At 67.1% G+C, this 23,862-nt stretch carries 24 protein-coding genes; 17 read left to right on the top strand and 7 right to left on the bottom strand.

The window, feature by feature from the left end; all coding sequences use genetic code 11:
• Positions 1–84: 84 nt before the first annotated feature.
• Positions 85–552 carry a DUF4395 domain-containing protein gene (locus tag AB0O89_RS09050; protein WP_363496536.1) on the bottom strand — a complete coding sequence of 156 codons (468 nt, stop codon included), beginning with the start codon at positions 550–552 and terminating at the stop codon, positions 85–87.
• The gene (locus AB0O89_RS09045; protein WP_363496533.1) at positions 545–982 is read right to left on the bottom strand and encodes a thioredoxin family protein; all 438 of its coding nucleotides are present in this window, start codon (positions 980–982) and stop codon (positions 545–547) included. The genes AB0O89_RS09050 and AB0O89_RS09045 overlap by 8 nt, the downstream gene beginning before the upstream one ends.
• 145 nt (positions 983–1,127) lie before the next feature.
• Here AB0O89_RS09045 and thyX point away from each other — a divergent pair, with 145 nt between their 5' ends.
• Together thyX and AB0O89_RS09035 are read left to right on the top strand one after the other, a co-directional pair.
• A complete protein-coding gene (gene thyX, locus AB0O89_RS09040; protein ID WP_363496530.1) occupies positions 1,128–1,853 on the top strand; it encodes an FAD-dependent thymidylate synthase in 726 nt (241 codons plus the stop codon).
• Between the two features lie 28 nt (positions 1,854–1,881).
• Positions 1,882–2,646 carry an SDR family oxidoreductase gene (locus AB0O89_RS09035; RefSeq protein ID WP_363496527.1) on the top strand — a complete coding sequence of 255 codons (765 nt, stop codon included), beginning with the start codon at positions 1,882–1,884 and terminating at the stop codon, positions 2,644–2,646.
• Between the two features lie 6 nt (positions 2,647–2,652).
• On the opposite strand, the gene AB0O89_RS09030 is transcribed toward AB0O89_RS09035, so the two are convergent.
• Positions 2,653–3,198 (bottom strand): NUDIX hydrolase, encoded by a 546-nt coding sequence (locus AB0O89_RS09030; RefSeq protein ID WP_363496524.1) that lies wholly within the window; start codon positions 3,196–3,198, stop codon positions 2,653–2,655.
• Between the two features lie 56 nt (positions 3,199–3,254).
• Here AB0O89_RS09030 and dapA point away from each other — a divergent pair, with 56 nt between their 5' ends.
• From dapA to dapF, 13 genes are all read left to right on the top strand, one after another.
• Entirely contained in the window at positions 3,255–4,232 is a 978-nt protein-coding gene (gene dapA, locus AB0O89_RS09025; protein ID WP_300591424.1) for a 4-hydroxy-tetrahydrodipicolinate synthase, read from the top strand.
• 23 nt (positions 4,233–4,255) lie between these two features.
• Positions 4,256–5,932, top strand: coding sequence for a ribonuclease J (locus AB0O89_RS09020; RefSeq protein WP_363496521.1), 1,677 nt, complete (start codon positions 4,256–4,258; stop codon positions 5,930–5,932).
• A gap of 52 nt (positions 5,933–5,984) precedes the next feature.
• Complete coding sequence (locus AB0O89_RS09015; RefSeq protein WP_300591426.1) at positions 5,985–6,479, top strand: GNAT family N-acetyltransferase; 495 nt, start codon at positions 5,985–5,987, stop codon at positions 6,477–6,479.
• Positions 6,480–6,674: 195 nt separating this feature from the next.
• Positions 6,675–9,341, top strand: coding sequence for a DNA translocase FtsK 4TM domain-containing protein (locus AB0O89_RS09010; RefSeq protein ID WP_363496517.1), 2,667 nt, complete (start codon positions 6,675–6,677; stop codon positions 9,339–9,341).
• 49 nt (positions 9,342–9,390) lie between these two features.
• Positions 9,391–9,981, top strand: a complete 591-nt coding sequence (gene pgsA, locus AB0O89_RS09005; RefSeq protein WP_300591428.1) for a CDP-diacylglycerol--glycerol-3-phosphate 3-phosphatidyltransferase — start codon at positions 9,391–9,393, stop codon at positions 9,979–9,981.
• A complete protein-coding gene (locus AB0O89_RS09000; protein WP_363496514.1) occupies positions 9,978–10,469 on the top strand; it encodes a CinA family protein in 492 nt (163 codons plus the stop codon). The genes pgsA and AB0O89_RS09000 overlap by 4 nt, the downstream gene beginning before the upstream one ends.
• Before the next feature lie 163 nt (positions 10,470–10,632).
• Entirely contained in the window at positions 10,633–10,941 is a 309-nt protein-coding gene (locus AB0O89_RS08995) for a helix-turn-helix transcriptional regulator (RefSeq protein ID WP_300591430.1), read from the top strand.
• 17 nt (positions 10,942–10,958) lie between these two features.
• Positions 10,959–11,180 (top strand): DUF3046 domain-containing protein, encoded by a 222-nt coding sequence (locus AB0O89_RS08990; RefSeq protein ID WP_363496511.1) that lies wholly within the window; start codon positions 10,959–10,961, stop codon positions 11,178–11,180.
• A 260-nt stretch (positions 11,181–11,440) separates the two neighbouring features.
• Complete coding sequence (gene recA / locus AB0O89_RS08985; RefSeq protein ID WP_363496508.1) at positions 11,441–12,490, top strand: recombinase RecA; 1,050 nt, start codon at positions 11,441–11,443, stop codon at positions 12,488–12,490.
• 2 nt (positions 12,491–12,492) lie between these two features.
• Entirely contained in the window at positions 12,493–13,200 is a 708-nt protein-coding gene (locus tag AB0O89_RS08980; protein ID WP_363496505.1) for a regulatory protein RecX, read from the top strand.
• Positions 13,201–13,330: 130 nt separating this feature from the next.
• Positions 13,331–14,878, top strand: coding sequence for a tRNA (N6-isopentenyl adenosine(37)-C2)-methylthiotransferase MiaB (miaB, locus tag AB0O89_RS08975; RefSeq protein WP_363496502.1), 1,548 nt, complete (start codon positions 13,331–13,333; stop codon positions 14,876–14,878).
• Positions 14,879–14,989: 111 nt separating this feature from the next.
• Positions 14,990–15,922 (top strand): tRNA (adenosine(37)-N6)-dimethylallyltransferase MiaA, encoded by a 933-nt coding sequence (gene miaA / locus AB0O89_RS08970; RefSeq protein ID WP_363496499.1) that lies wholly within the window; start codon positions 14,990–14,992, stop codon positions 15,920–15,922.
• A gap of 50 nt (positions 15,923–15,972) precedes the next feature.
• Entirely contained in the window at positions 15,973–16,845 is an 873-nt protein-coding gene (gene dapF / locus AB0O89_RS08965) for a diaminopimelate epimerase (RefSeq protein ID WP_363496496.1), read from the top strand.
• A 20-nt stretch (positions 16,846–16,865) separates the two neighbouring features.
• On the opposite strand, the gene AB0O89_RS08960 is transcribed toward dapF, so the two are convergent.
• Positions 16,866–17,507, bottom strand: coding sequence for a methyltransferase (locus AB0O89_RS08960; RefSeq protein WP_363496493.1), 642 nt, complete (start codon positions 17,505–17,507; stop codon positions 16,866–16,868).
• An 85-nt stretch (positions 17,508–17,592) separates the two neighbouring features.
• Here AB0O89_RS08960 and hflX point away from each other — a divergent pair, with 85 nt between their 5' ends.
• Complete coding sequence (hflX, locus tag AB0O89_RS08955; protein WP_363496632.1) at positions 17,593–19,140, top strand: GTPase HflX; 1,548 nt, start codon at positions 17,593–17,595, stop codon at positions 19,138–19,140.
• Here hflX and AB0O89_RS08950 read toward each other — a convergent pair.
• The 3 genes from AB0O89_RS08950 to lexA all read right to left on the bottom strand — a co-directional run bounded on the left by AB0O89_RS08950 (position 19,103) and on the right by lexA (position 23,188).
• Positions 19,103–21,043 (bottom strand): prolyl oligopeptidase family serine peptidase, encoded by a 1,941-nt coding sequence (locus AB0O89_RS08950; RefSeq protein ID WP_363496490.1) that lies wholly within the window; start codon positions 21,041–21,043, stop codon positions 19,103–19,105. The two genes, hflX and AB0O89_RS08950, sit on opposite strands and share 38 nt — an antisense overlap.
• Before the next feature lie 10 nt (positions 21,044–21,053).
• The gene (locus tag AB0O89_RS08945) at positions 21,054–22,445 is read right to left on the bottom strand and encodes a hypothetical protein (protein WP_363496487.1); all 1,392 of its coding nucleotides are present in this window, start codon (positions 22,443–22,445) and stop codon (positions 21,054–21,056) included.
• A 62-nt stretch (positions 22,446–22,507) separates the two neighbouring features.
• Positions 22,508–23,188 (bottom strand): transcriptional repressor LexA, encoded by a 681-nt coding sequence (lexA, locus tag AB0O89_RS08940; RefSeq protein WP_363496484.1) that lies wholly within the window; start codon positions 23,186–23,188, stop codon positions 22,508–22,510.
• A gap of 265 nt (positions 23,189–23,453) precedes the next feature.
• On the opposite strand from lexA, the gene AB0O89_RS08935 reads away from it, so the two are divergent.
• Positions 23,454–23,828, top strand: coding sequence for a LysM peptidoglycan-binding domain-containing protein (locus AB0O89_RS08935; protein WP_363496481.1), 375 nt, complete (start codon positions 23,454–23,456; stop codon positions 23,826–23,828).
• The last annotated feature ends 34 nt before the right edge of the window (positions 23,829–23,862 follow it).

Raw genomic sequence — 23,862 nt, 5'->3', positions numbered from 1 at the left:
GGCGCTTCCGCGGTCAGCCTAATGGCGTTTCGCGGGGGAGGGCAGGCTCGTGGCAAAACCCGCGGCGCCGGCCGGAGGCATCGGTCAGGCAGCGCCCGCGGGGCGCCGGCCGAGAACCCCTGCTCGCTGCAGCACGAGGTAGAGCTGGCATCCCAGGCACAGCCCGAACACGGCGTTAAGGAAGGCTGCGACGAACGCTGCAGCGGCGGCGGCAGGGACTCCCCAGGGAACGCCGACGAGGAACAGAAGGATGCCGATCGCGGTGACGAACAGTCCCACCCCCTGGGCGAAGCGCGGCGGGCGCGGGTCTTCGAGCTCGCTGGGCGGAGCCAGACGGGGCTGGATGAGGCCGCGATACAGGGCGCCCCACGGGGCGGTGCGCGGCGCCACGACGCCCCACAGGAACAGCAGGGCGATCACGACCAGCAGCACGAAGGCCGCGATACTGGCGCCGATAAGTCCCAGGAACACGTCGATGAGCAGCAGGACGGATGTGATTGCGGCGGCGAACCGCGGACCCCGGGGGTCGATGCCGCGGGCTTTGTCAGACATGGGCGCTCTCCGTCGTCAGTCGCTGAAGCTCGAGCTCGAGTACGTGGCGGTTGGGCACTCCGCCGAATCGGGTCTGCACTGCGCCGTTACGGTCGAGCACGAGGGTTGTGGGGGTCTGCAGCACATTGAAATGGCGCGCGATGTCGGGGCGGTGGGTGAGGTCGACATCCAGGTGAAGAACCCCGGGACGCGACGCGGCGATCTCGCCGAGCGTCCGGTGAACGCCGGGGCATCTGCTGCACATCTCCGTGCTGAACTGCAGCAGGGTTGCCGCGTCCCCCAGCCGGTCCGCGCCGAGGCGTGCGGGTTCGACGATCTCATGGTTGACATCACGCCGGGCGCGTCCCTGACGGGCACGCAGCAGGATGCCGATCACGGCGCTGACCGCGACCAGAACGGCGATGCCGATGAGAGCAGAGACGGGTTCCACGGCATCCCACACTAAGCGACCTGGGCCGGGGAGGGGCGCACGTGACGGACTGTGACACGACGGCGGGCAGAGCGCCGGCTGCAGGAGGCAGGACGCGCCCGGTGCGCACCGGGCCGCGCGAGGTTGCGCGAGTAGGGTGTGAGCCGTGACCGACATCGAGTTTCGCAGCGACGTAACAGTCGAGCTTGTCCGAGCCAGTGCCGCAGATTCTGACGTTCTGTTCGCGGCGCGGGTATCAACCCTGGGTGAGCAGACCCTCGGCGACGCGGCAGCGGGGGTTGAAGCATCCGATCGCGACCGTGGGTTGATCAACTACCTGATGCGCGACCGGCACGGTTCCCCGTTCGAGCACAACTCGATGACCTTCTACGTGCAGGCGCCGATCTTCGTCTTCCGTGAGTTCATGCGCCACCGCATCGCCTCCTATAACGAGGAATCGGGTCGGTACCGGGAGTTGCGTCCGGTGTTCTACGTTCCCGCTCCCGAGCGCAAGCTCGTGCAGGTTGGAAAACCTGGCGCCTACGACTTCATCGACGGCACCCCCGAGCAGACCGAGATCGTCGACGAGGCGACACGCGAGGCGTCAGCGCACGCGTTCGCGGCGTATCAACGGATGTTGGATGCGGGCGTTGCCCGCGAGGTTGCGCGCATCGTGCTGCCGCTGAACACCTACTCGTCGATGTACGTCACGATGAACGCCCGGTCGCTCATGAACTTCTTGTCGCTGCGGACCAAGGTCGAAGGCTCTCACTTCCCCTCGTTCCCGCAGCGCGAGATCGAGATGTGCGCCGAGAAGATGGAAGACCTGTGGGCGACGCTGATGCCGATGACACACGCGGCCTTTGCAGCCAACGGCCGCGTCGCTCCGTGATGGCTTGCCCCAGGACCCGCTGAGTCGCATGCCGAAGACCGTTCTCGTCACCGGGGCAAGCTCGGGGCTCGGCGCCGAGTATGCTCGCCGCCTCGCCGCACGGGGCGCCGATGTCGTGCTCGTGGGACGGGACAGGGCAGCCCTGGATGCCGTTGCCACCGAGATCCGCGATCGCTACCGCGTTCAGGCCGAGGTACTCGTTGCCGACCTGACGAAGCCGCGGCAGCGGGCGAAGGTCGAAGCCCGGTTGACCGACCCCGAGCGCCCCATCGAGGTCCTGGTGAACAACGCCGGGTTCGGGTTGCCCCTCGCGTTCGAACGCAACGACATCGAGGACGAAGCGCGGCACCTGGAGCTGCACGTCGAGGTACCGATGCGGCTCATGCACGCAGCCCTCGGGCCGATGCTCAGCCGGGGGCACGGGCGAATCATCAATGTCGCATCCGTGGCCGCCTATACACCGCGATCGACCTATGGCGCCGTCAAGCGCTGGGTGGTCGAGTTCTCGCGCTGGGCTAACGCTGCGTATGCACCGTCCGGGGTGACGGTGACCGCGGTCTGCCCCGGCTTCACCCACACGAACTTCCATGAGCGGATGGGGCTGGCGCCGGGCCGCGAGGGCGTGGCCGATTGGCTCTGGCTCGATGCCGACGTCGTCGTCGAGCAATCCCTGCGCGATGCCGCCCGCGGCCGGGCCGTCTCGATCCCGTCGGTGAAGTGGAAGGCGATCACCGCCGTCGCGCGCCTGCTGCCGGCATCCGTCTCTGCAGCCGCGGGCCGCCGCGGTCGCTGAGACTCGTCAGCTCACTCGCCCCAGGTGGATGGCGGCGAACATCAGCGCCGCGATCGTCTCGCCGTCGCTGATCACGCCATCACGAATCATCCCCAGCACCTCGGGGAAGGCCACCCACGACACCTCGTCGATCCCCTCCTTGTGGCGATCCGTCGCATCGGCTCCGGCGACGGGCTCGAGGCCGGTTGCGAGGAAGACGTGCTCGGGGGCGTCGGCGATGCCGTTGAGGGCATACATGAAGCCGATCTCGGTGAACTCGCTCGCCTGGAGCCCGGTCTCTTCACGCAGTTCGCGCTCCGCGGCATCGCGGGGAGATTCACCATCGGTGCCGCCCGCGGGAACCTCGATGGAGCGGTTGCCGGTCGGGTATCGCTCGAGGGCGACCAGGCAGACCCGGTCGTGCGCATCGACGGCCACGACGAAAACTGCCGGATGCTGCATCCTGACCACGCCATAGATCCCTGCGCCGGCAGGGCCGCTGACGCTGTCTTCTCGAACCGCGATCCATCGGTTCTCATAGATCGATCTCGAGGATTCTGTGCGCCACGACATGGCACCAGGCTAGAGCGCCGAGGCGCCGCCGGATGCCGAACCGATAGCCTGAACCCATGACGCACTCGACAAACCCTTTCGGGCAGGTGCTCGTCGCGCTGGTCACTCCCATGACCGCCGACGGCGAGGTCGACTGGCCGGCGGTCGAGAAGCACATCGACGATGTGATCGGCGCCGGGGCCGACGGCATCGTCGTGACGGGAACCACGGGGGAGACCTCGACCCTGACGGATGCCGAGAAGATCCGCCTCGTCGAGGTCGGCAAGGACGTCGCAGCCGGTCGGGCGAAGATCATCACCGGTGGCGGCTCCAATGAGACCGCCCACGCGATCGAGCTTTACAAGGCCAGCGAGAAGGTCGGTGCCGACGGCATCATGATCGTCACGCCGTACTACAACAAGCCGACTCAGGCCGGCATCCTGACCCACTTCCGTCTCGTCGCCGACGCCACGGACCTCCCGGTCATCCTCTACGACATCCCGGGCCGCACGGGAGTTCCGATCCAGTACGAGACGATCCTGCGGCTTGCCAAGCACCCGAACATCCTCGCCATCAAGGACGCCAAGGGCGACTTCAGCGAGGTCAGCCGCGTGCTGAACCAGACCGACCTGATGTACTTCTCGGGCGACGATGCGAACGTGCTGCCGCACCTGTCGATCGGGGCGACCGGCCTGATCGGGGTGACCGCCAACATCGCCGCGCAGCCCTACCGTGTGATCGTGGATGCCGTCAACGCCGGTGACCTGGCGGTAGCAACCGCAGCCCACCGCCAGCTCGAGCCGCTCGTGCGGGCCGTCATGACCCACGTTCCCGGCACCGTCTCGGCCAAGTACATCCTCCACGGGCTCGGCCGGATCACCAGCCCCCGTGTGCGCCTGCCGCTGGTTGGCCCGGAGGAATGGGAAGCCGCCAAGATCGAGGACGAACTCGCCCTTGTCTCGGGTGTTCCCGGTGTCGATTTCTCGAACTTCCGCCCTGACCGCAACGCTGCCGCCGGCGGCGCCCTGCCCAAGGTCTCGGGCACCACGCGCTGATTCCCAGCGCCGATAGGAGTCGCATGTCCAACGCTGTTCTCGCCCCGCCCCCGCTCGAATCGGGGACGCTGCGCGTCATCCCGCTCGGGGGTCTCGGCGAGGTCGGCCGCAACATGACCATCTTCGAGTTCGACGGCAAGATCCTCGTCCTGGACTGCGGCGTGCTCTTCCCCGAGGAGCACCAGCCGGGCGTGGATCTGATCCTCCCCGACTTCGAACCGCTCAAGTCGCGCCTCGACGACATCGTCGGCATCGTGCTCACGCACGGCCATGAGGACCACATCGGCGCCGTTCCGTACCTGCTCAAGCTCAAGGGTGATCTGCCGCTGATCGGCTCGGGGCTTACCCTTGCCCTCACAGAGGCCAAGCTCAAGGAGCACCGCCTGCGTCCCTACACCCTCACGGTGAAGGAGGGACAGGTCGAGCGTCTCGGCCCCTTCGAGCTCGAGTTCGTGGCGGTCAACCACTCGATTCCCGACGCGCTCGCGGTTGCCATCCGAACCGAGGCGGGTACGGTGCTGGCCACCGGCGATTTCAAGATGGACCAGCTCCCGCTGGATGGGCGCCTGACCGACCTGCGGGCGTTCTCGCGCCTCGGTGAAGCCGGGGTCGACCTCTTCCTCGTCGACTCCACCAACGCCGACGTGCCGGGATTCACGCCCCTCGAGAAAGAGATCGGTCCGGTCCTTGACCAGGTGATCGGTAAGGCACCGCGCCGCGTCATCGTCGCAAGCTTCTCCAGCCACGTTCACCGCGTTCAGCAGGTGATGGATGCCGCAGCTGCCCACGGACGCCGTTTGGCGCTGCTCGGTCGCAGCATGGTGCGCAACATGACGATCGCCGAAGACCTCGGCTACCTGCACGTTCCCGACGGCCTTCTGATCGACTACAAGAAGGCGCGGAATCTGCCCGACGACCAGATCGTTTACATGTCGACGGGGTCGCAGGGAGAGCCGATGGCGGTGCTCTCGCGCATGGCCAACCTCGACCACGAGATCGAGCCCGGACCCGGCGACACCGTCATTCTCGCTTCGAGTCTGATCCCCGGCAACGAGAACGCCGTCTACCGGGTCATCGATGGGCTCACCAAGCTCGGCGCCAACGTCGTGCACAAGGCCAACGCCAAGGTCCACGTGTCGGGTCACGCTGCAGCGGGGGAGCTGCTCTACTGCTACAACATCCTGAAACCGCGCAACGTGCTGCCCGTCCACGGCGAGTACCGGCACCTGATGGCCAATGCTCAGCTTGCACAGCAGACCGGCGTCCCGGCCGAGAACACGATCGTCGCCGAGAACGGGTCGGTCATCGACCTTCGCGACGGCGTCGCGCGCAACGTCGGTCAGCTCGACCTCGGTTTCGTCTACGTCGACGGGTCGAGCGTCGGTGAGATCACCGACGCCGACCTCAAGGACCGGCGCATCCTCGGCGAAGAAGGCTTCATCTCGGTCATCGTCGTCGTGGATGCCGCGACCGGGCGCATCATCTCCGGCCCCGAGGTCCACGCGCGAGGTTTTGCGGAGGACGCGGCAGTCTTCGAGAGCGTGAAGCCCAAGATCGCTGCAGCGCTCGCCGAAGCCGCGCAGTCCGGTGTGCGAGACAACCATGCGCTCTCACAGGTCGTGCGCCGAACGATTGGCCGGTGGGTCAACCAGTCCCTGCGTCGCCGACCGATGATCGTGCCGCTGGTCATCGAGGCCTGAGCTTCGGGGCCACCCCATCGGCGGTGGTTCGGCCACTCGCTACAATCACGGCATGCCCGCCACCTTCAGCATCCGCCCGGCGACCGCCGCCGACGGCGCGTTCCTGGGTGACATGGTCGTCGAGGCTGCCAACTGGTCTCCGGGGCGCTCGCGGCCGCGATACGAGGTGCTGACCGCCCCCGAGCACGGCAGGTACGTCTCGGGCTGGATTCGCCCGGGGGATGCGGGGTTCGTTGCGTCGGATCCGCAGGGCGAGCCGATCGGGGCGGCGTGGTATCGGATGTTTCCCCGATCCGATCCGGGGTTCGGCTACGTCGGGACGGGCGTTCCCGAGCTGATCATCGGGGTGCGGCCCATCTGGCGCGCGCACGGGGTCGGCCGCGCACTCCTGCGTTCACTGTCAGACAAAGCCCGTGCCGAGGGCTTCGCGCGGCTGAGCCTGAGCGTGGAGCGCGGCAACTTCGCCGCGGTTTTCTACCGTACGGAGGGTTTCGCCGTGGTCCAGAGCGGCTTCGGCCGCGACACCATGGTCAAGCGCTTGCGCTGACGGGAGCATCCGTCTACGCCCTGACAGCGAGAATCCGATCCGGCGCCCGGGGAGGCGCCGCCCGAGCGAATTCTCGGCGCCCGATGGAATTCTCGGCGAGAGGGTGACGGCTGCGCTCGTCGATGGATACGGGCGGATGCCGACAGGCCGCGTCGTTCCGCGGAATTGTCGGTGGTCGCACCTACCGTGGAGGTCATGCCGAGGAGTAGCACCAAGACCTCGACCTCTGGTCGTGCGCCCGCCAAGGGTTCGCGTTCGCGCGCGTCAGCGCCGGCGCCAAAGCGGTACGTCGGTGATGAGGAGCGCCCCGCACTGATCGTGCGGATGTGGATGGGCCTGGCGCACGCGACGGGCGGCCTGTTCCGCGCGTTCGGTCCCGAGACTCTCGAGAAAGACCAGCGCCGCGACGGCTTCCCGTTCTTCCTCGTGCTGCTGGCAGTCGCCGGTGCGGTCGTGGAGTGGTTTTTCATCGGCTCAGAGATCGGCGAGACGATCTCTGCCTACTCGGTCGGGGCTCTCGTCGGCCGCTTTGCATTCGTGTTGCCGGTGCTGCTGGTAATCCTCGCGGGCTGGCTGTTTCGTCATCCGGCATCCGTTCACGACAACGGCAGGATCGGAATCGGTTTCGGCCTCATCATCCTGGTCATCGCGGCCTTCGCCCACGTTTACGGCGGCCGCCCGCAGCCGCGTGACGGCCTGCCGGCGCTCAGCGCCGCAGGGGGCGTCTTCGGCTGGATGCTCGGCGAGCCGCTCGCTCTGGGGTTGACCTCGATCGGTGCCGGCATCGTGCTGAGCCTGCTCGGCATCCTCAGCATCCTGATCCTCACCAAGACCCCGCCCAACCGCATCGGCAGGCGTCTGGGTGAGCTCTATGCCTGGATGTTCGGCGCGGAGCGTGCCACGGCCCCCGCCGAGTCGGCCGGTACCGACGAGACCGAGTCTGCCGAGCGTACGTCCTTGCCGTGGTGGCGTCGGAACAGCTCGGGGCGCGAGCAGGATCCCGATGGCGGCATGTCGACGGATGACTTCCTCACCGAACTCCTTCCGCCGGGTCCGCCCGAGGGAGGCTTCGATCAGGCCTTCGCGGCGGTCGCGTCGGATGCGCCGGCCCCCGACGCTCTCACCGAGGTCATCGATCCTGCCGTCCTCGACGGCGCGAAGAAGGCGGTCCGCGCTTCGCACACGGGCCTGCAGGATGACGATGCCGATGACGAGGATGCCGCGCTGCCCGGCCTGATCGGGATCGGCAGCGACGCACCCCGCTCGGCTCCGACCGCGCCCTACCGTCTCCCGTCGGTGAACAACCTCTCGGCGGGGACTCCCGCGAAGGCGCGCTCGGAAGCCAACGATGCGGTGGTCCGTGCAATCACGAGTGTCTTCGAGGAATTCTCGATCAACGCGCGGGTGACCGGGTTCTCCCGAGGGCCCACAGTCACGCAGTACGAGATCGAGCTCGGTCCCGGCGTGAAGGTCGAGCGCATCACGGCGCTCACCAACAACATCGCTTACGCCGTCGCATCCAACGAGGTGCGAATCCTCGCGCCGATCCCCGGCAAGAGTGCGATCGGCGTCGAGATCCCGAACACCGACCGCGAGATCGTCACGCTCGGTGACGTCCTGCGGTCAGCGGCAGCTACCCAGTCCACCCATCCGATGACGATCGGCGTGGGCAAGGACGTCGGGGGAGGGTTCGTCGTGGCGAACCTCGCCAAGATGCCCCACCTTCTGGTGGCAGGTTCCACGGGTTCGGGAAAGTCGAGCTTCGTAAACTCGATGATCACGAGCCTGCTGATGCGCGCCAAACCCTCCGAGGTACGGATGGTCCTGATCGACCCCAAGCGCGTGGAACTCACCTCGTACGCGGGCGTGCCGCACCTGATCACCCCCATCATCACGAACCCCAAGAAAGCTGCAGAAGCTCTTCAGTGGGTCGTGAAAGAGATGGACATGCGTTACGACGACCTCGCGTCGTTCGGTTTCCGCCACATCGACGACTTCAACCGTGCCGTCGTTGCCGGCGAGGTGAAGCTTCCACCGGGCAGCGAGCGGGTCCTCAAGCCCTACCCCTACCTCTTGGTCGTGGTCGACGAGCTCGCCGACCTCATGATGGTCGCCCCGCGCGACGTCGAAGACTCGATCGTGCGCATTACGCAGCTGGCGCGAGCGAGCGGCATCCATCTCGTGCTGGCGACCCAGCGACCCTCTGTGGATGTCGTGACCGGCCTCATCAAGGCCAACGTGCCCTCGCGTCTGGCCTTCGCGGTGACCAGCGTCACCGACTCTCGCGTCATCCTCGACCAGCCCGGTGCTGACCGCCTGATCGGCCAGGGCGATGCCCTCTTCCTGCCGATGGGGGCCTCCAAGACCCTGCGTGTGCAGGGTGCGTGGGTCAGTGAGTCCGAGATCGAGAAGGTCGTCGCTCATGTGACCGGGCAGGCGCGCCCCGAGTATCGGTCGGACGTGCAGGCGGCTGCCGAGAAGAAAGAAGTGGATGCCGACATCGGTGACGACCTCGAGTTGCTGCTGGCTGCAGCAGAACTCGTCGTCTCGACGCAGTTCGGCTCGACCTCGATGCTCCAGCGCAAGCTCCGCGTCGGCTTCGCGAAGGCTGGCCGCCTGATGGATCTGCTCGAGTCGCGTGAGATCGTCGGTCCTTCCGAGGGGTCGAAGGCGCGCGACGTACTTGTCACGGCCGAGCAGCTCCCGGACGTGCTTGCGCGTCTGCGCGGCGAGGACGCGCCGAGTGCGGCATCCGAGGACCCGTACGGTCCCGATGCGGTCGATGGGCAGTTCGCGGGGTACGAGGTCGTCGACGGTGACGAGGGCAGCGAGGATGCTTGGGGGCTGACCGGTCGCGACTGACCGGTCAGGTCCAGCGAGCGGCGTAGGCCTCGCGCAGTAGGCTCGGCCCATGGCGATTCCGCGGCAGCTGCCCAACGCGATCACGATCGTGCGCATCCTCATGGCGCCGGTCTTCCTCTGGATGCTGTTGGCAGACGGGGGATCGGATGGCGCGCTCCGGTGGTGGGCTGCGGTGATCTTCATCGTCGCCATCGCCACGGACGGGATCGACGGGTATCTCGCCCGCAAGTACGAGATCGTCACCGACCTCGGCAAGCTCCTGGACCCGATCGCCGACAAGGTGCTCACGGGTTTCGCGTTCATCGGGCTGTCGATCCTCGGCGAGTTGCCCTGGTGGATCACGATCGTCGTTCTGATTCGCGAGGTCGGAATCACCATCTATCGCTTCATCGTCGTGAGCGATCATGTGCTGGCTGCAGCCTGGATGGGAAAGCTCAAGACCGTCGCGCAGGCCGTTGCGCTTTCGCTCGCCCTACTGCCGCTGTGGAACCTCGTCGGCGAGTGGATCTTCTGGGTCAACGGTGTGGCGATGACGATCGCCGTCATCCTGACCATCGCGAGCGGGATCGACTATGTCGTCACCGAAGTCCGAGCCGCTCGCCCGCGGCGCGGTGAGGCGGCGCGCTCGGCAGAGTCATGACGTCCGATGTCTCCACGGCTGCGTCAAAGATTCTCGAGACGCTTCGCGCCCGAGGCTGGCGGCTCGGTGTTGCCGAGTCGTTGACCGGGGGTTCACTCGCTTCGGCGTTCGTGTCGGTCCCTGGAGCGTCGGACGTCCTGCGCGGCGGCATCGTTGCGTACGCCACCGATCTGAAGGCAAGCCTTCTCGGGGTGGACGCTGCGCTCCTCGGCCGCGAGGGCGCGGTACACCCGGACGTAGCGATTCAGATGGCCCGCGGCATCCGGGTCGCAACCGCTCAGGGTGGTGCGCTCTCCGAGGTCGGGCTAGCGACGACCGGCGTTGCCGGACCCGACCCGCAGGACGGAGCACCGGTCGGACGCGTTTATGTTGCCGTCGTGACACCGGAGCGTGAGGCGGTCACCGAGCTTGAACTCGCCGGTGATCGGGCGGCGATTCGTGCGGAAGCGGTCGCGGCTGCCCTCGAGATGCTGCGCGTTTCGCTCTGAGCGAGCGAAGGTCGCAGGCGGGAACACGCGATGTTTCGGATGCGTTACTTTCGGTGATTCCCACCCATTCCACAGAGGGCAGCGTTAGATTGGCTCACATCGGTGTTGTACTGTTGTCCACCCCGGACAACAACGGAATAGGTCAGTAAGGAGGGGGCCCGAAATGATCCTGGTTCGTCAAGAGATCGGCGAAGTCCTTCGTGACTTCCGCCAGCAGAAGGGACGCACCCTCCGGCAGGTGGCCAGCCGCGCGAGTGTCGCGCTCGGTTACCTCAGCGAGGTCGAGCGCGGTCAGAAGGAAGCATCGAGCGAGATTCTCGCCTCGGTCGCCGAGGCGCTCGATGTTCCCATCTCTACGATCATGCGCGAAGTCGGAGACCGTCTCGCCGTGCTCGAGGGCCTGCAGACCTTCCCCGACGTCGTCCCCGACGAGCTCGTCGCGTCGATGGACGCCGAGCTCTCGCTGCGCTGACCAGCGCCGCGATCTGCATGCGTCGTAGCGAGTTCGACCGCGCCGTCACCGACGAGTTCGGTGCTCAAGCAGCTGCACTTCTGGCCGACCTGGTTCTTTCCGGCGTCGGCGGGCGAACTGCCACCGAGGCGATCGCGGCCGGTGTCCCGACGCGGGACGTATGGATCGCGCTGTGCGCGGAGACCGACGTGCCCGCGCATCGCCGGTATGGCGTCGGTCGCCTCGAACCTCGCCGCTGACACGGCGGCGTGTCGTCGAAGATCTGTTCGATGACCGCGTAGTCTCCTGCACAAGTGGAGTCGAGAAGGCGTTCCCTCACGACACGCGGACCGACCGGCAGCAATGTCGGAACCCCCACGTACCGTGAGCAGCGTCGAACGACACCACACGCCTTGTCGCACTGATACTCATCCGAGTCGCAGCGCGACAGCCTACAGGCGGCCGATTCTCCGGAGCCGGATAGACCGACGACGGACCGAGTGCTGAAGGAGCACACGCCATGCCCACACCCGCAGACCGCGAGAAGGCGCTCGATTCAGCGCTCGCGCAGATCGACCGGCAGTTCGGAAAGGGCTCGGTGATGCGACTGGGCAGCGACGAGCGCGCACCGGTCGAGATCATCCCCACCGGCTCCATCGCCCTGGACGTAGCCCTGGGCGTCGGCGGCCTGCCGCGTGGCCGCATCATCGAGATCTACGGTCCGGAGTCCTCGGGAAAGACGACTCTCACGCTCCACGCGATCGCGAACGTCCAGAAGGCTGGTGGTATCGCCGCGTTCATTGACGCTGAGCACGCGCTCGACCCCGACTACGCGCAGAAGCTGGGCGTCGACATCGATCAGCTTCTCGTCTCGCAGCCCGACACAGGAGAGCAGGCGCTTGAGATCGCCGACATGCTGATCCGCTCGGGGGCCATCGATCTTGTGGTCATCGACTCGGTTGCCGCGCTCGTGCCCAAGGCCGAGATCGAGGGCGAGATGGGTGACTCCCACGTCGGTCTGCAGGCTCGCCTCATGTCCCAGGCGCTGCGCAAGCTCACCGGCGGTCTGAACCAGACCAAGACCACGGCGATCTTCATCAACCAGCTGCGCGAGAAGATCGGCGTGTTCTTCGGCTCGCCCGAGACCACCGCCGGTGGAAAGGCGCTGAAGTTCTATGCGTCAGTGCGCCTGGACATCCGTCGGATCGAGACGCTGAAGGACGGCACGGATGCCGTCGGTAACCGCACGCGCGTCAAGGTCGTCAAGAACAAGATGGCACCGCCGTTCAAGCAGGCCGAGTTCGACATCCTCTACGGCACGGGCATTTCTCGCGAGGGCAGCCTCATCGACTTCGGTGTGGAGCACGGCATCGTGAAGAAGTCCGGAGCCTGGTACACCTACGACGGCGAGCAGCTGGGGCAGGGCAAAGAGAACGCACGCTCGTTCCTGCTCAAGAACGAAGACATCGCGGCCGATATCGAGACCAAGATCAAAGAGAAGCTCGGTATCGGCGGGGCAAAGCCCGCGGGTGATGTCGAAGACGAACTCGCCAAGCGGCGCCCGGCCTGATCATGGCGCGTGAGATCGGGGGCGAGCAGTCGCTCGCCCCCGTCATCCCGCTGTTCGGTGACGCGGCCTTCTCGCGAGGCTCCGTCTCCCGCGACGACGACCTCTTCGGCGAAGATCGCGGTGAAGCCTGCGCGGAACTGTCCGCGGGCACGTGGCACTCGACGTGGGTCGATGACGACGATCTTTCTGAGGATGATGACGACCCGTACTTCGCCGACCCGTACGGGGAATCGCGCGCGTCGTCAGCCGTCACCCGTGCTGCGCTCGATCGCCTGATCAAGCGGTTGCGCCGGCGCGGACTATCGGAGGCGGAAGCCACGGATGAGCTGGTCGCGGACGGCGTTGAGAAGGTCGTCGCAGAGGTTCTCGTGGCCGAACTCGTGGGTAAGAGATGGCTTGGCGATGCCGACCTCGCAGAGCAGCTTGTGCACACCGCGGTCACCAGACGTCGCGAGGGGCGGCGCGCGATCGCCCAGGTGCTCGCTAAGCGCCGCATTCCCCGTGACGTCGCTGATGCGGCTCTGGCAACGCTTCCCGATGACGACGCCGAACGGGCTCTCGAATTCGCACGTCAGAAGGCTGGCGGTTACCGTGGCGTGGCTGTCGACATCGCGATCCGTCGCCTCGTCGGTCAACTGCAGCGACGCGGTTACCCACCGGGGGTGGCGATGACCGCGGCGCGGCTTGCGTTGGCTGACCCGCGCGACTGAGACCGACCCTCGGATCTATCGGCTGCGCGGGTATCGGTGGCTTGCTGTGACCGATACCCGCGCAGACTCGCAGTCGGCCAGACTCGCACTCGGCCAGTACCCCGGAGCGGCTCGTAGAATGGCAGGCACTATGACCACCCCCTCCGCTTCGCCGACGTTCATCGCGCCGTCCGCCGCAGCCGTGTCACCCACGGGAGCGGCGCGGACGTATGAGGTGCGTACCTTCGGCTGCCAGATGAACGTCCATGACTCCGAGCGACTCTCCGGGTCGCTCGAGAGCGCTGGCTACGTACGCGCGGCCGCCGGTGACGAAGCCGACATCGTTGTCATCAACACCTGCGCGGTTCGTGACAATGCCGCAGGCAAGCTCTACGGCACCCTCGGGCACCTCAAGTCCCGCAAAGACAAGCGTGAGGGAATGCAGATCGCCGTCGGCGGATGCCTCGCGCAGATGGACAAGGAGCGGGTCCTCGAGAAGGCGCCGTGGGTGGACGTTGTCTTCGGCACGCACAACATGGGTTCCTTGCCGACTCTGCTCGAGCGTGCGCGGCACAACGAGGAAGCGGAGCTCGAGATCCTCGAGGCGCTCGAGATCTTCCCCTCGACTCTTCCCACCAAGCGCGACAGTGCGGCGTCGGGATGGGTGTCGATCTCGGTCGGATGCAACAACACCTGCACGTTCTGCATCGTTCCGAGTCTTCGTGGCAAGGAGAAGGATCGGCGCCCCGGCGACATCCTGAACGAGATCCGACTGCTCGTCGACGACGGGGCGATCGAAGTGACCCTCCTCGGGCAGAACGTGAACTCGTACGGTGTCGAGTTCGGCGACCGGCAGGCGTTCGGCAAGCTGCTGCGCGCGGCGGGGGAGATCGAGGGCCTCGAACGCATTCGTTTCACGAGTCCGCACCCTGCCGCGTTCACCGATGACGTGATCGATGCGATGGCCGAGACTCCCGCGGTCATGCCGCAGCTCCACATGCCCCTCCAGTCGGGAAGCGACCGGATCCTGCGAGCCATGCGCCGCTCGTATCGGAGCGACAGATTCCTCGGCATCCTTGACCGTGTGCGCGAACGAATTCCGCATGCCGCGATCTCCACCGACATCATCGTTGGGTTCCCGGGCGAGACCGACGAGGACTTCGAAGACACGATGCGAGTCGTTGAACGCGCCCGGTTCGCCAGTGCCTTCACCTTTCAGTACTCGATTCGGGAAGGAACCCCGGCGGCGACGATGGCCGACCAGGTTCCGAAGGCGGTCGTGCAGGAGCGTTACAACCGGCTCATCGAACTTCAGGAACGCATCAGTCTCGAAGAGAACCAGGCTCAAGTCGGCCGGGAGCTCGATGTGCTCGTTTCGACGGGCGAGGGCAAGAAGGATGCCGAAACCCGACGCCTGACGGGCCGCGCCGAAGACAACCGGCTCGTGCATTTCGAGGTGCCCGAAGGCTCGGATGTCCCGCGGCCCGGCGATGTCGTCACGGTCGCGGTGACCCATGCTGCGCCGTTCCACCTCCTCGCCGATGCGCCCGAGGGTGGACGACTTCGGGTTCGCCGCACGCGCGCCGGCGATGCGTGGGATCGGTCGCTCGCCGAGTCGTGCGCCGTGCCGAGCCCGTCCGCGACCGGTGAGCGGCGTGCGGTCTCGCTGGGTGTGCCCTCGCTCCGTGTGAGCGCGTGACGCCAACCCCGCGGGTCCCAAGCCGCTGCATCTGCGGCACGTGTGTGCGTGCGCTGTTCATCTTTCCGCCGCAAACGCACACAACAACAGCTCACGTGGGGATCGGCCGGCATGGACGCGAGCGCTGACGTGATGGCGGAGCCGACGCTCTGGGTCATCGTCGGGGCCACGGGAACCGGCAAAAGCGAGACGTCCCTCGCCCTGGCTGAGGAACTGACGCGGCGCGGGCGGCGCGCAGAGATCATCAACGCGGACGCCATGCAGTTGTACCGCGGCATGGACATCGGAACGGCCAAGCTCCCCGAGGCGGAGCGCAGGGGCATCCCACACCACCTCCTCGACGTCCTCGATGTCACCGAAGAGGCCGCCGTCGCGGCTTATCAGCCTGAGGCACGTACGGCAATCGCAGACGTGCAGGCGCGGGGAGCTGAAGCGATCCTCGTCGGGGGATCAGGGCTCTACGTCTCCAGCGTCATCTACGACTTCCAGTTCCCCCCGCGCGACCCCGCGCGCCGAGCTGCGCTGGAAGCCGAGGCGGCGGCGAAAGGCGTCGGCGCCCTCGTCGATCGCCTCCGCACCCTCGACCCCGAGACCGCCGCAAGGATCGATCCGGCGAACGAACGGCGCGTGATCCGCGCTCTCGAGGTCATCGAATCGGGAGGCGCCGGACACGGCGCTGCGCTGCCGGATCGACCGCTGACGTGGCATCCGCGAACTCGGATCCTCGGCCGACGCATGCCGAGAGAGGAACTTATCGCTCGCCTCGATACGCGCGTTGAACGGATGTGGGCAGGCGGGCTCCTCGGCGAGGTTGAGGCCCTCCGTGCCGCCGGCATCGAGCGCGGGGTGACCGCTCGCCGCGCCATCGGCTACGCCCAGGCCTTGGCTCAGCTGGCGGGAGATCTCTCGCAAGCAGAGGCAATCGCGCAGACCCAGGCCCTCACGCGCCGTTACGCCCGTCGCCAGGTGTCGTGGTTCCGGCGGTACGCCGGTGTCCACTGGCTTGAACCTGACGACGACGCTACCCGGATGCTGGACCTGTGACGGGATCACCCCGGGGCGAACACGCGGCGGTGCGCTTCTAGACTGAAGGCATGTCGACCCCCATCTCGTTCACCAAGGGCCACGGCACGGGCAACGACTTCGTCATCGTGCCCGACGCCGACGGGGACCTCGACCTGTCCGACGACCAGGTGGCGGCGCTGTGTGACCGACGGTTCGGGGTCGGCGCCGACGGGCTGCTGCGGGTCGTCCGCGCCGCGGCGATCCCCGAGGGCGCTGCAGCCACCGCCGCCGGCGTGGAGTGGTTCATGGACTACCGAAACGCCGACGGGTCGGCTGCGGAGATGTGCGGGAACGGCATCCGTGTCTTCGTGCGGTACCTCACCGCGGTCGGCTGGGCGGATGCCGCAGCAGGCCCGGTGCTGGTGGGTACCCGCGCCGGCATCAAGCCCGTGACAGTCCATGAGCGCGGCTTCGAAGTGGATCTCGGCGCCTTCCAGATCGACGAGTCCGAGGTTCTGGTTCGAGCTCGGCATCTCGACGTCGCGCGGCCTGGAATCGGGGTGGATGTCGGCAATCCGCATGTTGTTGTCGCCCTCCCCACTGCCGATGAACTTGCCCGCATCGATCTCACGCGCGCCCCGCAGCTTGACCCGGCCCCGGCGGCGGGCGCCAATGTCGAGTTCGTCGTGCCAAACGATCCTCTGGTCCAGGGCGGCACGGGGGGCCTCCGCATGCGCGTCTTCGAACGCGGCGTCGGTGAGACGCTTTCGTGCGGCACGGGGGTCGCTGCGGCTGCGCTCGCGGTGCGCCACTGGGCTGGCGCCGCAGCGCCTGACGCATGGCAGGTCGGAGTGCCTGGCGGGGAACTCGGGGTTCGCGTGGCCGCCGTGGAAGGCGACACGCACGTCTTCCTCGCGGGGCCGGCGACACTCGTCTTCTCCGGCGAGATGGTTCTGGCCTAACCTTCTGCGGGGGCCGGGCGTCAGACGATGTCGATGGCAGCCGTCGGAGTCGACCCGTGGCGACGCACGCGCAGCACCCGGAAGCCCTTGGCGGTGGCTGAGCGGTGCACCGAGTAGCCGCGGTGGAACGTTGTCGTCATCCACCGCTGGAGGGAGTCCGAGCCGAGGTTGCGTGAGACGACGAGCCACGCATCCGAGCGCTCATCCAGGCGCGGGATCCACTCCTCGAGCAGACCGTGCAGCTGGTTCTTGCCCACCCGGATCGGCGGATTGGATCGGATCGTCCGAAAGACGACCTCGCCGGGAACATCGTCCGGGAGCACGGCGTTGACATTGGAGAGACCGAGGTCGCTCGCGTTTGTGCGGACGAGGTCCAAAGCTCGCTCGTTGACGTCGACGGCCCACACCGTGGCGTGGGGAGCATCCATCGCAAGTGTCAGGGCGATAGGCCCCCAGCCGCACCCGAGGTCCAGCAGATGCCCGCCGGCAGGCGGGGGAGGAGTGTTCTCCAGCAGGACGGTTGTTCCGATGTCGATGTGATCCGGGCTGAAAATCCCACCGGCCGTCGTGACCTCGACGGGATGCCCCGCAATCGAGACACGGATGCGGCGGAGATTTTCGGGACTGGAAGGCGACGACGTGAAGTAGTGATCGCTCTCCATGGCGACGAGCGTAGCGGAGGACGGGCCGCCTCCGGGAGGCTAGAGTTTACGGATGCCTGATGGCGGGCATCCCACGGAAATGATGATGGACGAGATCCCAGACACCCAGACCACCCCAGCGGGACACCCTGTCGACCCGGTCGACCGGGTGCTTGAGCGCGCCCGCGGCCGATCGGACGTGTGGGTGTTCGGGTCAGCGCAGGCCCTGCAGGATGCCGCTACAGCCGGGGGAGCGGACTCGGACGGTGACCAGTGGGATCGCGAAGAGCGCGCCGCACTGCGCCGCATCCCAGGCCTGTCGACCGAACTCGAAGACGTCACCGAGGTCGAGTACCGCCAGCTCCGGCTCGAGAACGTCGTCCTCGTCGGCGTGCACCCGCAGGGCGAGCAGGAGAACGCGGAGAACTCTCTCCGGGAGCTGGCGGCGCTTGCCGAGACCGCGGGTGCCGTCGTGCTCGATGGTGTTCTCCAACGCCGCCCCCACCCGGATCCGGCCACCTACCTCGGACGGGGCAAGGCCGAAGAGCTCCGCGACATCGTCGCCACGCTCGGTGCCGACACGGTGATCGCCGACACCGAATTGGCGCCGAGCCAGCGCCGTGCGCTCGAGGACGTCGTCAAGGTCAAGGTGATCGACCGCACGACCGTGATCCTCGACATCTTCAGCCAGCACGCCAAGAGCCGTGAGGGCAAGGCGCAGGTCGAGCTCGCGCAGCTCGAGTACCTCCTGCCGCGCCTACGCGGCTGGGGTGAGTCGATGAGCCGCCAGGCCGGCGGCCAGGTCGGCGCCGGCGGCGCCGGTATGGGTTCGCGTGGTCCCGGTGAGACCAAGATCGAACTCGACCGCCGCCGCATCCGCACCCGGATGGCGCAGCTGCGGCGACAGATCCGCGACTTCGCGCCGGCGCGGGACGCGAAGCGTGCTGAGCGCCGCCGCAACACGGTGCCCTCGGTTGCGATCGCCGGGTACACAAACGCGGGAAAGTCGAGCCTGCTCAATCGGCTCACGAACGCCGGTGTGCTGGTCGAGAACGCGTTGTTCGCGACGCTGGATGCGACGGTGCGGCGCACCGAGGCATCCGATGGTCGGGTCTACACGCTCACCGACACCGTCGGTTTCGTACGCAATCTCCCGCACCAGCTGGTTGAAGCCTTCCGGTCGACTCTCGAGGAGGTCGGCCAATCGGATGTGATCGTGCACGTCGTGGATGCTTCACACCCCGATCCCGCGGCGCAGTTGGCCACCGTTCGTGACGTCATCGGCGATGTCGGAGCGCGCGACCTGCCCGAGATCGTCGTCTTCAACAAGGCCGACCTCGTCGACGAATCGACGCGCATGGTTCTTCGCGGATTGGAGCCAGCGGCGCTGTTTGCCTCGTCTCGCACGGGGGAGGGCATCGCCGAGCTTCGGGCCGCCATCGAGCGGGCGCTTCCGCTTCCGGCGGTCGAAGTGCACGCGATCGTCCCGTATGGCCGCGGCGATCTCGTCTCAGCGGCTCACGAGACCGGCCACGTGATCACCATCGCGCACGAGGAAGCCGGGACGGCGCTGCACGCGTTCGTTTCGGAGAAGCTCGCGGCAGAGCTCGCGCCCTTCAGCTCAGCGTCAGCGGTGCGACGTCCGGCGGAGTGAAACCGAACACGGCTCCGAGGAAGGCAAGCTCTGTTTCGAGGGCGTGGATGACGGTCTCGGCGCGCCGGAAGCCGTGAGCCTCTCCCTCGTAGAGGACGTAGGCGTGCGGGATGCCGCGCGCCGCTAGCAGCTCTCGAACGGCTTCTGCCTGTGCCGGGGGCACCACCTCGTCCTCGGCCCCCTGGAGCAGGAGCATGGGGACATCGAAGCCGTCGGGATGTGAGAGCGGAGATCGCTCGATGTAGAGCTCCTCCGCGTCGGGGAGGGGACCGATCAGACCGTCGAGGTACCGGGCTTCGAAGTCGTGGGTGTCAGCGGCCAGTGCCCGAGCGTCGCCGACGCCGTAGCGGGATACCCCGGCGGCGAACACGTCTGTGCGGGCGATCGCGGCCAGGACTGTCCATCCTCCTGCGGACCCGCCGTCGATCGCTATGCGGGCGGGATCTGCGAGGCCGGCATCCACCAGTGCGAGCGCCGCGTCGCGAACGTCCTCGACATCGACGACACCCCACTGTCCCCGAAGCCGCTCGCGATAGGCGCGCCCGTAACCGGACGACCCGCCGTAGTTGACATCCAGCACACCGATGCCGCGGCTGGCGAAGTAGGCGATCTTCGGGGATGCTGCCCCGCCGACGTGACCTGTCGGGCCACCGTGGACGAGCACGACGTAAGGTGGGAGCTCGTCCTCCGGAGCCGAAGCTGTCGGGTTCGTCGGGGGGAAGGCGAAGGCATGGACCTCGCCCCGGGGGCCTTCGGTGGTCAACTCGATCGGGTGCGGCGTCCACTCTGCCGGCCAGGTCTTCTCTCCGCCGGCGACGGTCTCCCACTGCGCTGTGGCGGCATCGACGAGCCATACTCCGGCAGCGCCGTCCGATCGCGATCCGATGACCAGAGCGCGCTCACCCGCGGCATCCTCAACCGATGCCCCCGAACTCACCGGCCCGCCGAGGTCTCGGATCTCACCGTCCGGGGCGATCGCGATGATCCTGTCGGTGCCGTGGGTGCTGACGCAGACGGCCGTACCGTCGGTGGTCAGCGAATACCAACGGCCCCCGAGTGACCACAGCGGCCCGCCGGTGTCCTCCGAGACCGCGGCGACGCACCTCGGTCCATGAGAGGCCGACCAGGCGTGCAGGTTCCAGCGGTCCTCGGGGTCGTCGAGGAAGAAGAGGCGATCGTTGTCGGCCCACTCGGGTTGCAGGGGCGCTCGGCCTGGGCCACCGGCGATGGTCTGCCAGGTCTGGATCCGACCGTCGACGAGAGTGCCGAGACGGAGCTCGGTGCTGTCCCAGGGCATGGCTGGATGATTCCAGGCGATCCAGGCGAGGCGGGATCCGTCGGGCGAGACGGCGGGGTGGGCGACGAAGTCACTCCCTGCCAGCACGGAGACGATCTGGTCCGCATCCGTCGCGGCAGAACCGTCGCGCGGAACTCGCACGATGTCGCGAGCGGGCACACCGGGCCGTGTGTGGTCTTCGCGGATCGCCCACAGCTCTCCGGCGGCGAACCGCAGTCCGCCGAATCGCATCCGCGTCCCGGCCGGTGTCAGGGCGCGCGGCTCGGACTCGGGATCGAGGATCCAGATCCGCTGGTCTGTCTTCTCGACGAAGCACAACGCTCCGTCATCCGTCGCCGCCCATGCGCCGCCGCCGTACTCGTGCACGCGAGATCGAGCGTTCCACGGGGAGGGCAGGAGCTCTTCGACAGTCCCATCTGCCAGGCGACGGCGGACGGTCGTGCGCCCGTTCTCGGTCGGAACGCTCTGCCCCCACCAGATCTCCTCGCCGTCCGGGGCGGCGACGAACGCCGCACCTTCGTAGCGCGGGGAGGCCGCTGCAACGGGTGCCGCGGAGATCGGCGACGGCCAGGTGCCGTAGGGGAGCCGGGGGAGGGAGGAATCCATGGTTCCCACGCTACGCGCGGTCGTTGGCGCGCTCCTCGACGACGATCTCCTCAGAGGCCTCTGCGTCGGCCACAGCGGCCTCTGCGTCGGGCACGTCCACCTCGACGACCTCCACCTCGACGATCTCGCGCCGCTGCAGCAACTCGAGGACCCAGGCGACGATGACGGTCACAAGGAACACCAGGACGACATCGCTGAAAGAAAGCGGTCGCAGCGCGAGAAGCCAGACGACGGCGAGGACGACCAGCACGATCCGGATCGCCACACGATAGTGAGCGAGGAATCGTCCGAAAGCGCCGGTGTCGAGGCCCCGTGCAGCGAGGGCGCCGCGGATGGTTGCATTGAAGCCGCTGACTCCGCCGCGGGTGGCGGTGGCTGAGCGGCTCGATCCCATGAGCCAGCCGATCACGGCGATCACGACGCCAAGCAGCGCGATCACGAGAGCGCTCTGCGCCATGGATGCCGTGAGCTGCGCGTAGATCACGCCGAGAGCCGTGGGGGAGAGGTCAAGCTGGCCGGCGACCACAGTGCTTGCTGCGGCTCCGATTCCGAAGCCGGCGGCGAGCATGCCGCCGCCGATGAACAGCCCCACTCCCGTGCCGATCACGGCAACGCTGCGACGTCGTGCGATGACAATGGCCAGAACGAACAGCGCAATGGTGACGATCGAGAGCCACCAGCCGACGGCATCCGCGAGTGCGTAGACGGTCCGGAAGGCGATGAGTGCTTCCCCGTCGCCGATGATGATCGTCTTGTCGATCGTCGGGATGAGCCCGGCAATGCCGACCCCGCTGTCGGTGAGGCGCTGCTTGACCTGATCGATGATCGGTCCCAGGGCGATCCCGAGGCCGTCGTTGTCGAGGACGAGGATTCCGCCGCCGTCCGCTGTCGCGACTGTCGTGATCGAGCGGTGGACCCCACGCAGCGCGAAGGCCCAGACATCCGAGAATGCATCCGAAGCGACGATGCGCTCGACCGCAGAGTTGACGAGGTTCTGAACGCCCTGAGCGGCTGGAGCGCGCAGCGCGTTGAGCGCCGTTGCCGCTGCTGGCGGCAGTCCCAGGTCCTCAATACCGTCGAAGACCTGATCGGTGAGACCGGCGAAGTCGACCTGCTCGTCAATCGCGGCGGTGGCCTCATCGACGATGAGCTCCTGGACCGCGGGATCCTCGGTCAGTGGGGCGAACGTCGACACGAATGCCTCTTCGTCGACCAGCTGCACGCGCGCCCAGGTGGTGACCACCGATACCGGTACGAGAATCGTGGCGATCACGATCACGAATGCTGACAGCGCGGCTCGCCACCAGCCTCCGGATGGAGAGGTTCGTCCCGTCAGGCGGGCGTTCTCTGCTTCCAGCGCGCGGATGCGCGATTCAAGGTCTTCGGGCGTCGGCGAGCTCATGGGCCCCATTCTGGCGGAAGACCGGTCTGCGCGCCTCACCCGATTGTGGCGATTGATGCGGCTCAGACCGCGCGAAGCACCGCCACGACCTTGCCGAGAACTGTCGCTTCGTCACCCAGGATCGGCTCGAACGCGGAATTGCGGGGGAGGAGCCAGGTGTGGCCGTCCCGCTGACGAAAGGCCTTGACCGTCGCTTCACCGTCGAGCATCGCGGCGACGATGTCGCCATTGTCTGCTGTCGCCTGGGAGCGCACGACGACCCAATCGCCGTCGCAGATTGCAGCATCGATCATCGATTCGCCGCTCACACGCAGCATGAACAGCTCTCCCTTGCCCACGAGCTGGCGGGGTAGCGGGAAGATCTCCTCGATCTGCTGGTCCGCAGTGATCGGAACTCCCGCGGCAATGCGGCCGACGAGCGGAACCATGGCGGCGTCACCGACTGCCGGGGCGGAGTCTGCGGGGTTCTCGGCTGCCATGCCCGGAAGATCGATCAACACTTCCATCGCGCGCGTCTTGCCGGCATCGCGTCGGAGGTATCCGCTGAGCTCGAGCTGGTTGAGCTGGTGCGTGACGCTCGAGAGACTCTTGAGTCCGACCGCGTCGCCGATCTCGCGCATGCTCGGCGGGTAGCCGTTTCGGGCGATCGATCGTTGGATCACCTCGAGGATGGCGAGCTGCTTCTCGCTGAGGCTGCGACGCCGCCGCGTGCCCGTGCGCTCCCGTGACGGCTCCTCGTTCATGTGCCCCGCTCCTGTCGCTGCTCGCATCCGCCCGCACTCCTCTTCGAATGTCGGAGGTTGGTGATGACCTGTCTTCATCGAAACCGTAACCGCCTCGACACCGTTTCGTGCGTTCCGGTCCCGCGTGTCGTGTTCGAAAGATTTGCGGGACGGTTCGTACTTGACAGACACAATACTCGAAGATAACTTCGGAATAGAGATTCGTATCCACCCCTCCCGGCCGAGCGGTGGATGCGAATCTCTCCCCGAGATAACGGAGGATGACATGACGACGATTGCTCTCGGTTCCGCACCCACGACCATGACTGCGGTGCGACCCGCTGCGACCCAGCTTCGGCTGACCGCTCGCGGTCGCGCCGTCCTGACGGCGCTTGCTGCGCTTCCGGCGGTCCTGGTGATCCTCGGGGTCATCTGGGGAGGCGGGGCCGCCCTGGCTTCCCTCGATCCCTCGGCACCGTCGGGAACCTTCGAGACAGTCACAGTTTCGGCGGGCGATTCCTTGTGGTCAATCGCACAAGAGATCGCTCCGGATGCCGACCCCCGCGATGTCGTGGCTGAGATCTCCCGACTGAACGGCCTCACGGGAAGCGTCGTGAGCGCAGGGCAGCAGCTGGCTATCCCCCTCGCGTATACGCAGTGAGCAGGGCTGCTGAACCGAGTGCGGCGCCGTCACG

The sequence above is a fragment of the Microbacterium sp. NPDC076895 genome (assembly GCF_040687115.1).
Classification (GTDB): Bacteria; Actinomycetota; Actinomycetes; order Actinomycetales; family Microbacteriaceae; genus Microbacterium.
The sequence above is the reverse complement of the archived record's forward strand: the minus strand, read 5'-3'. Positions and strand labels throughout refer to the sequence as shown.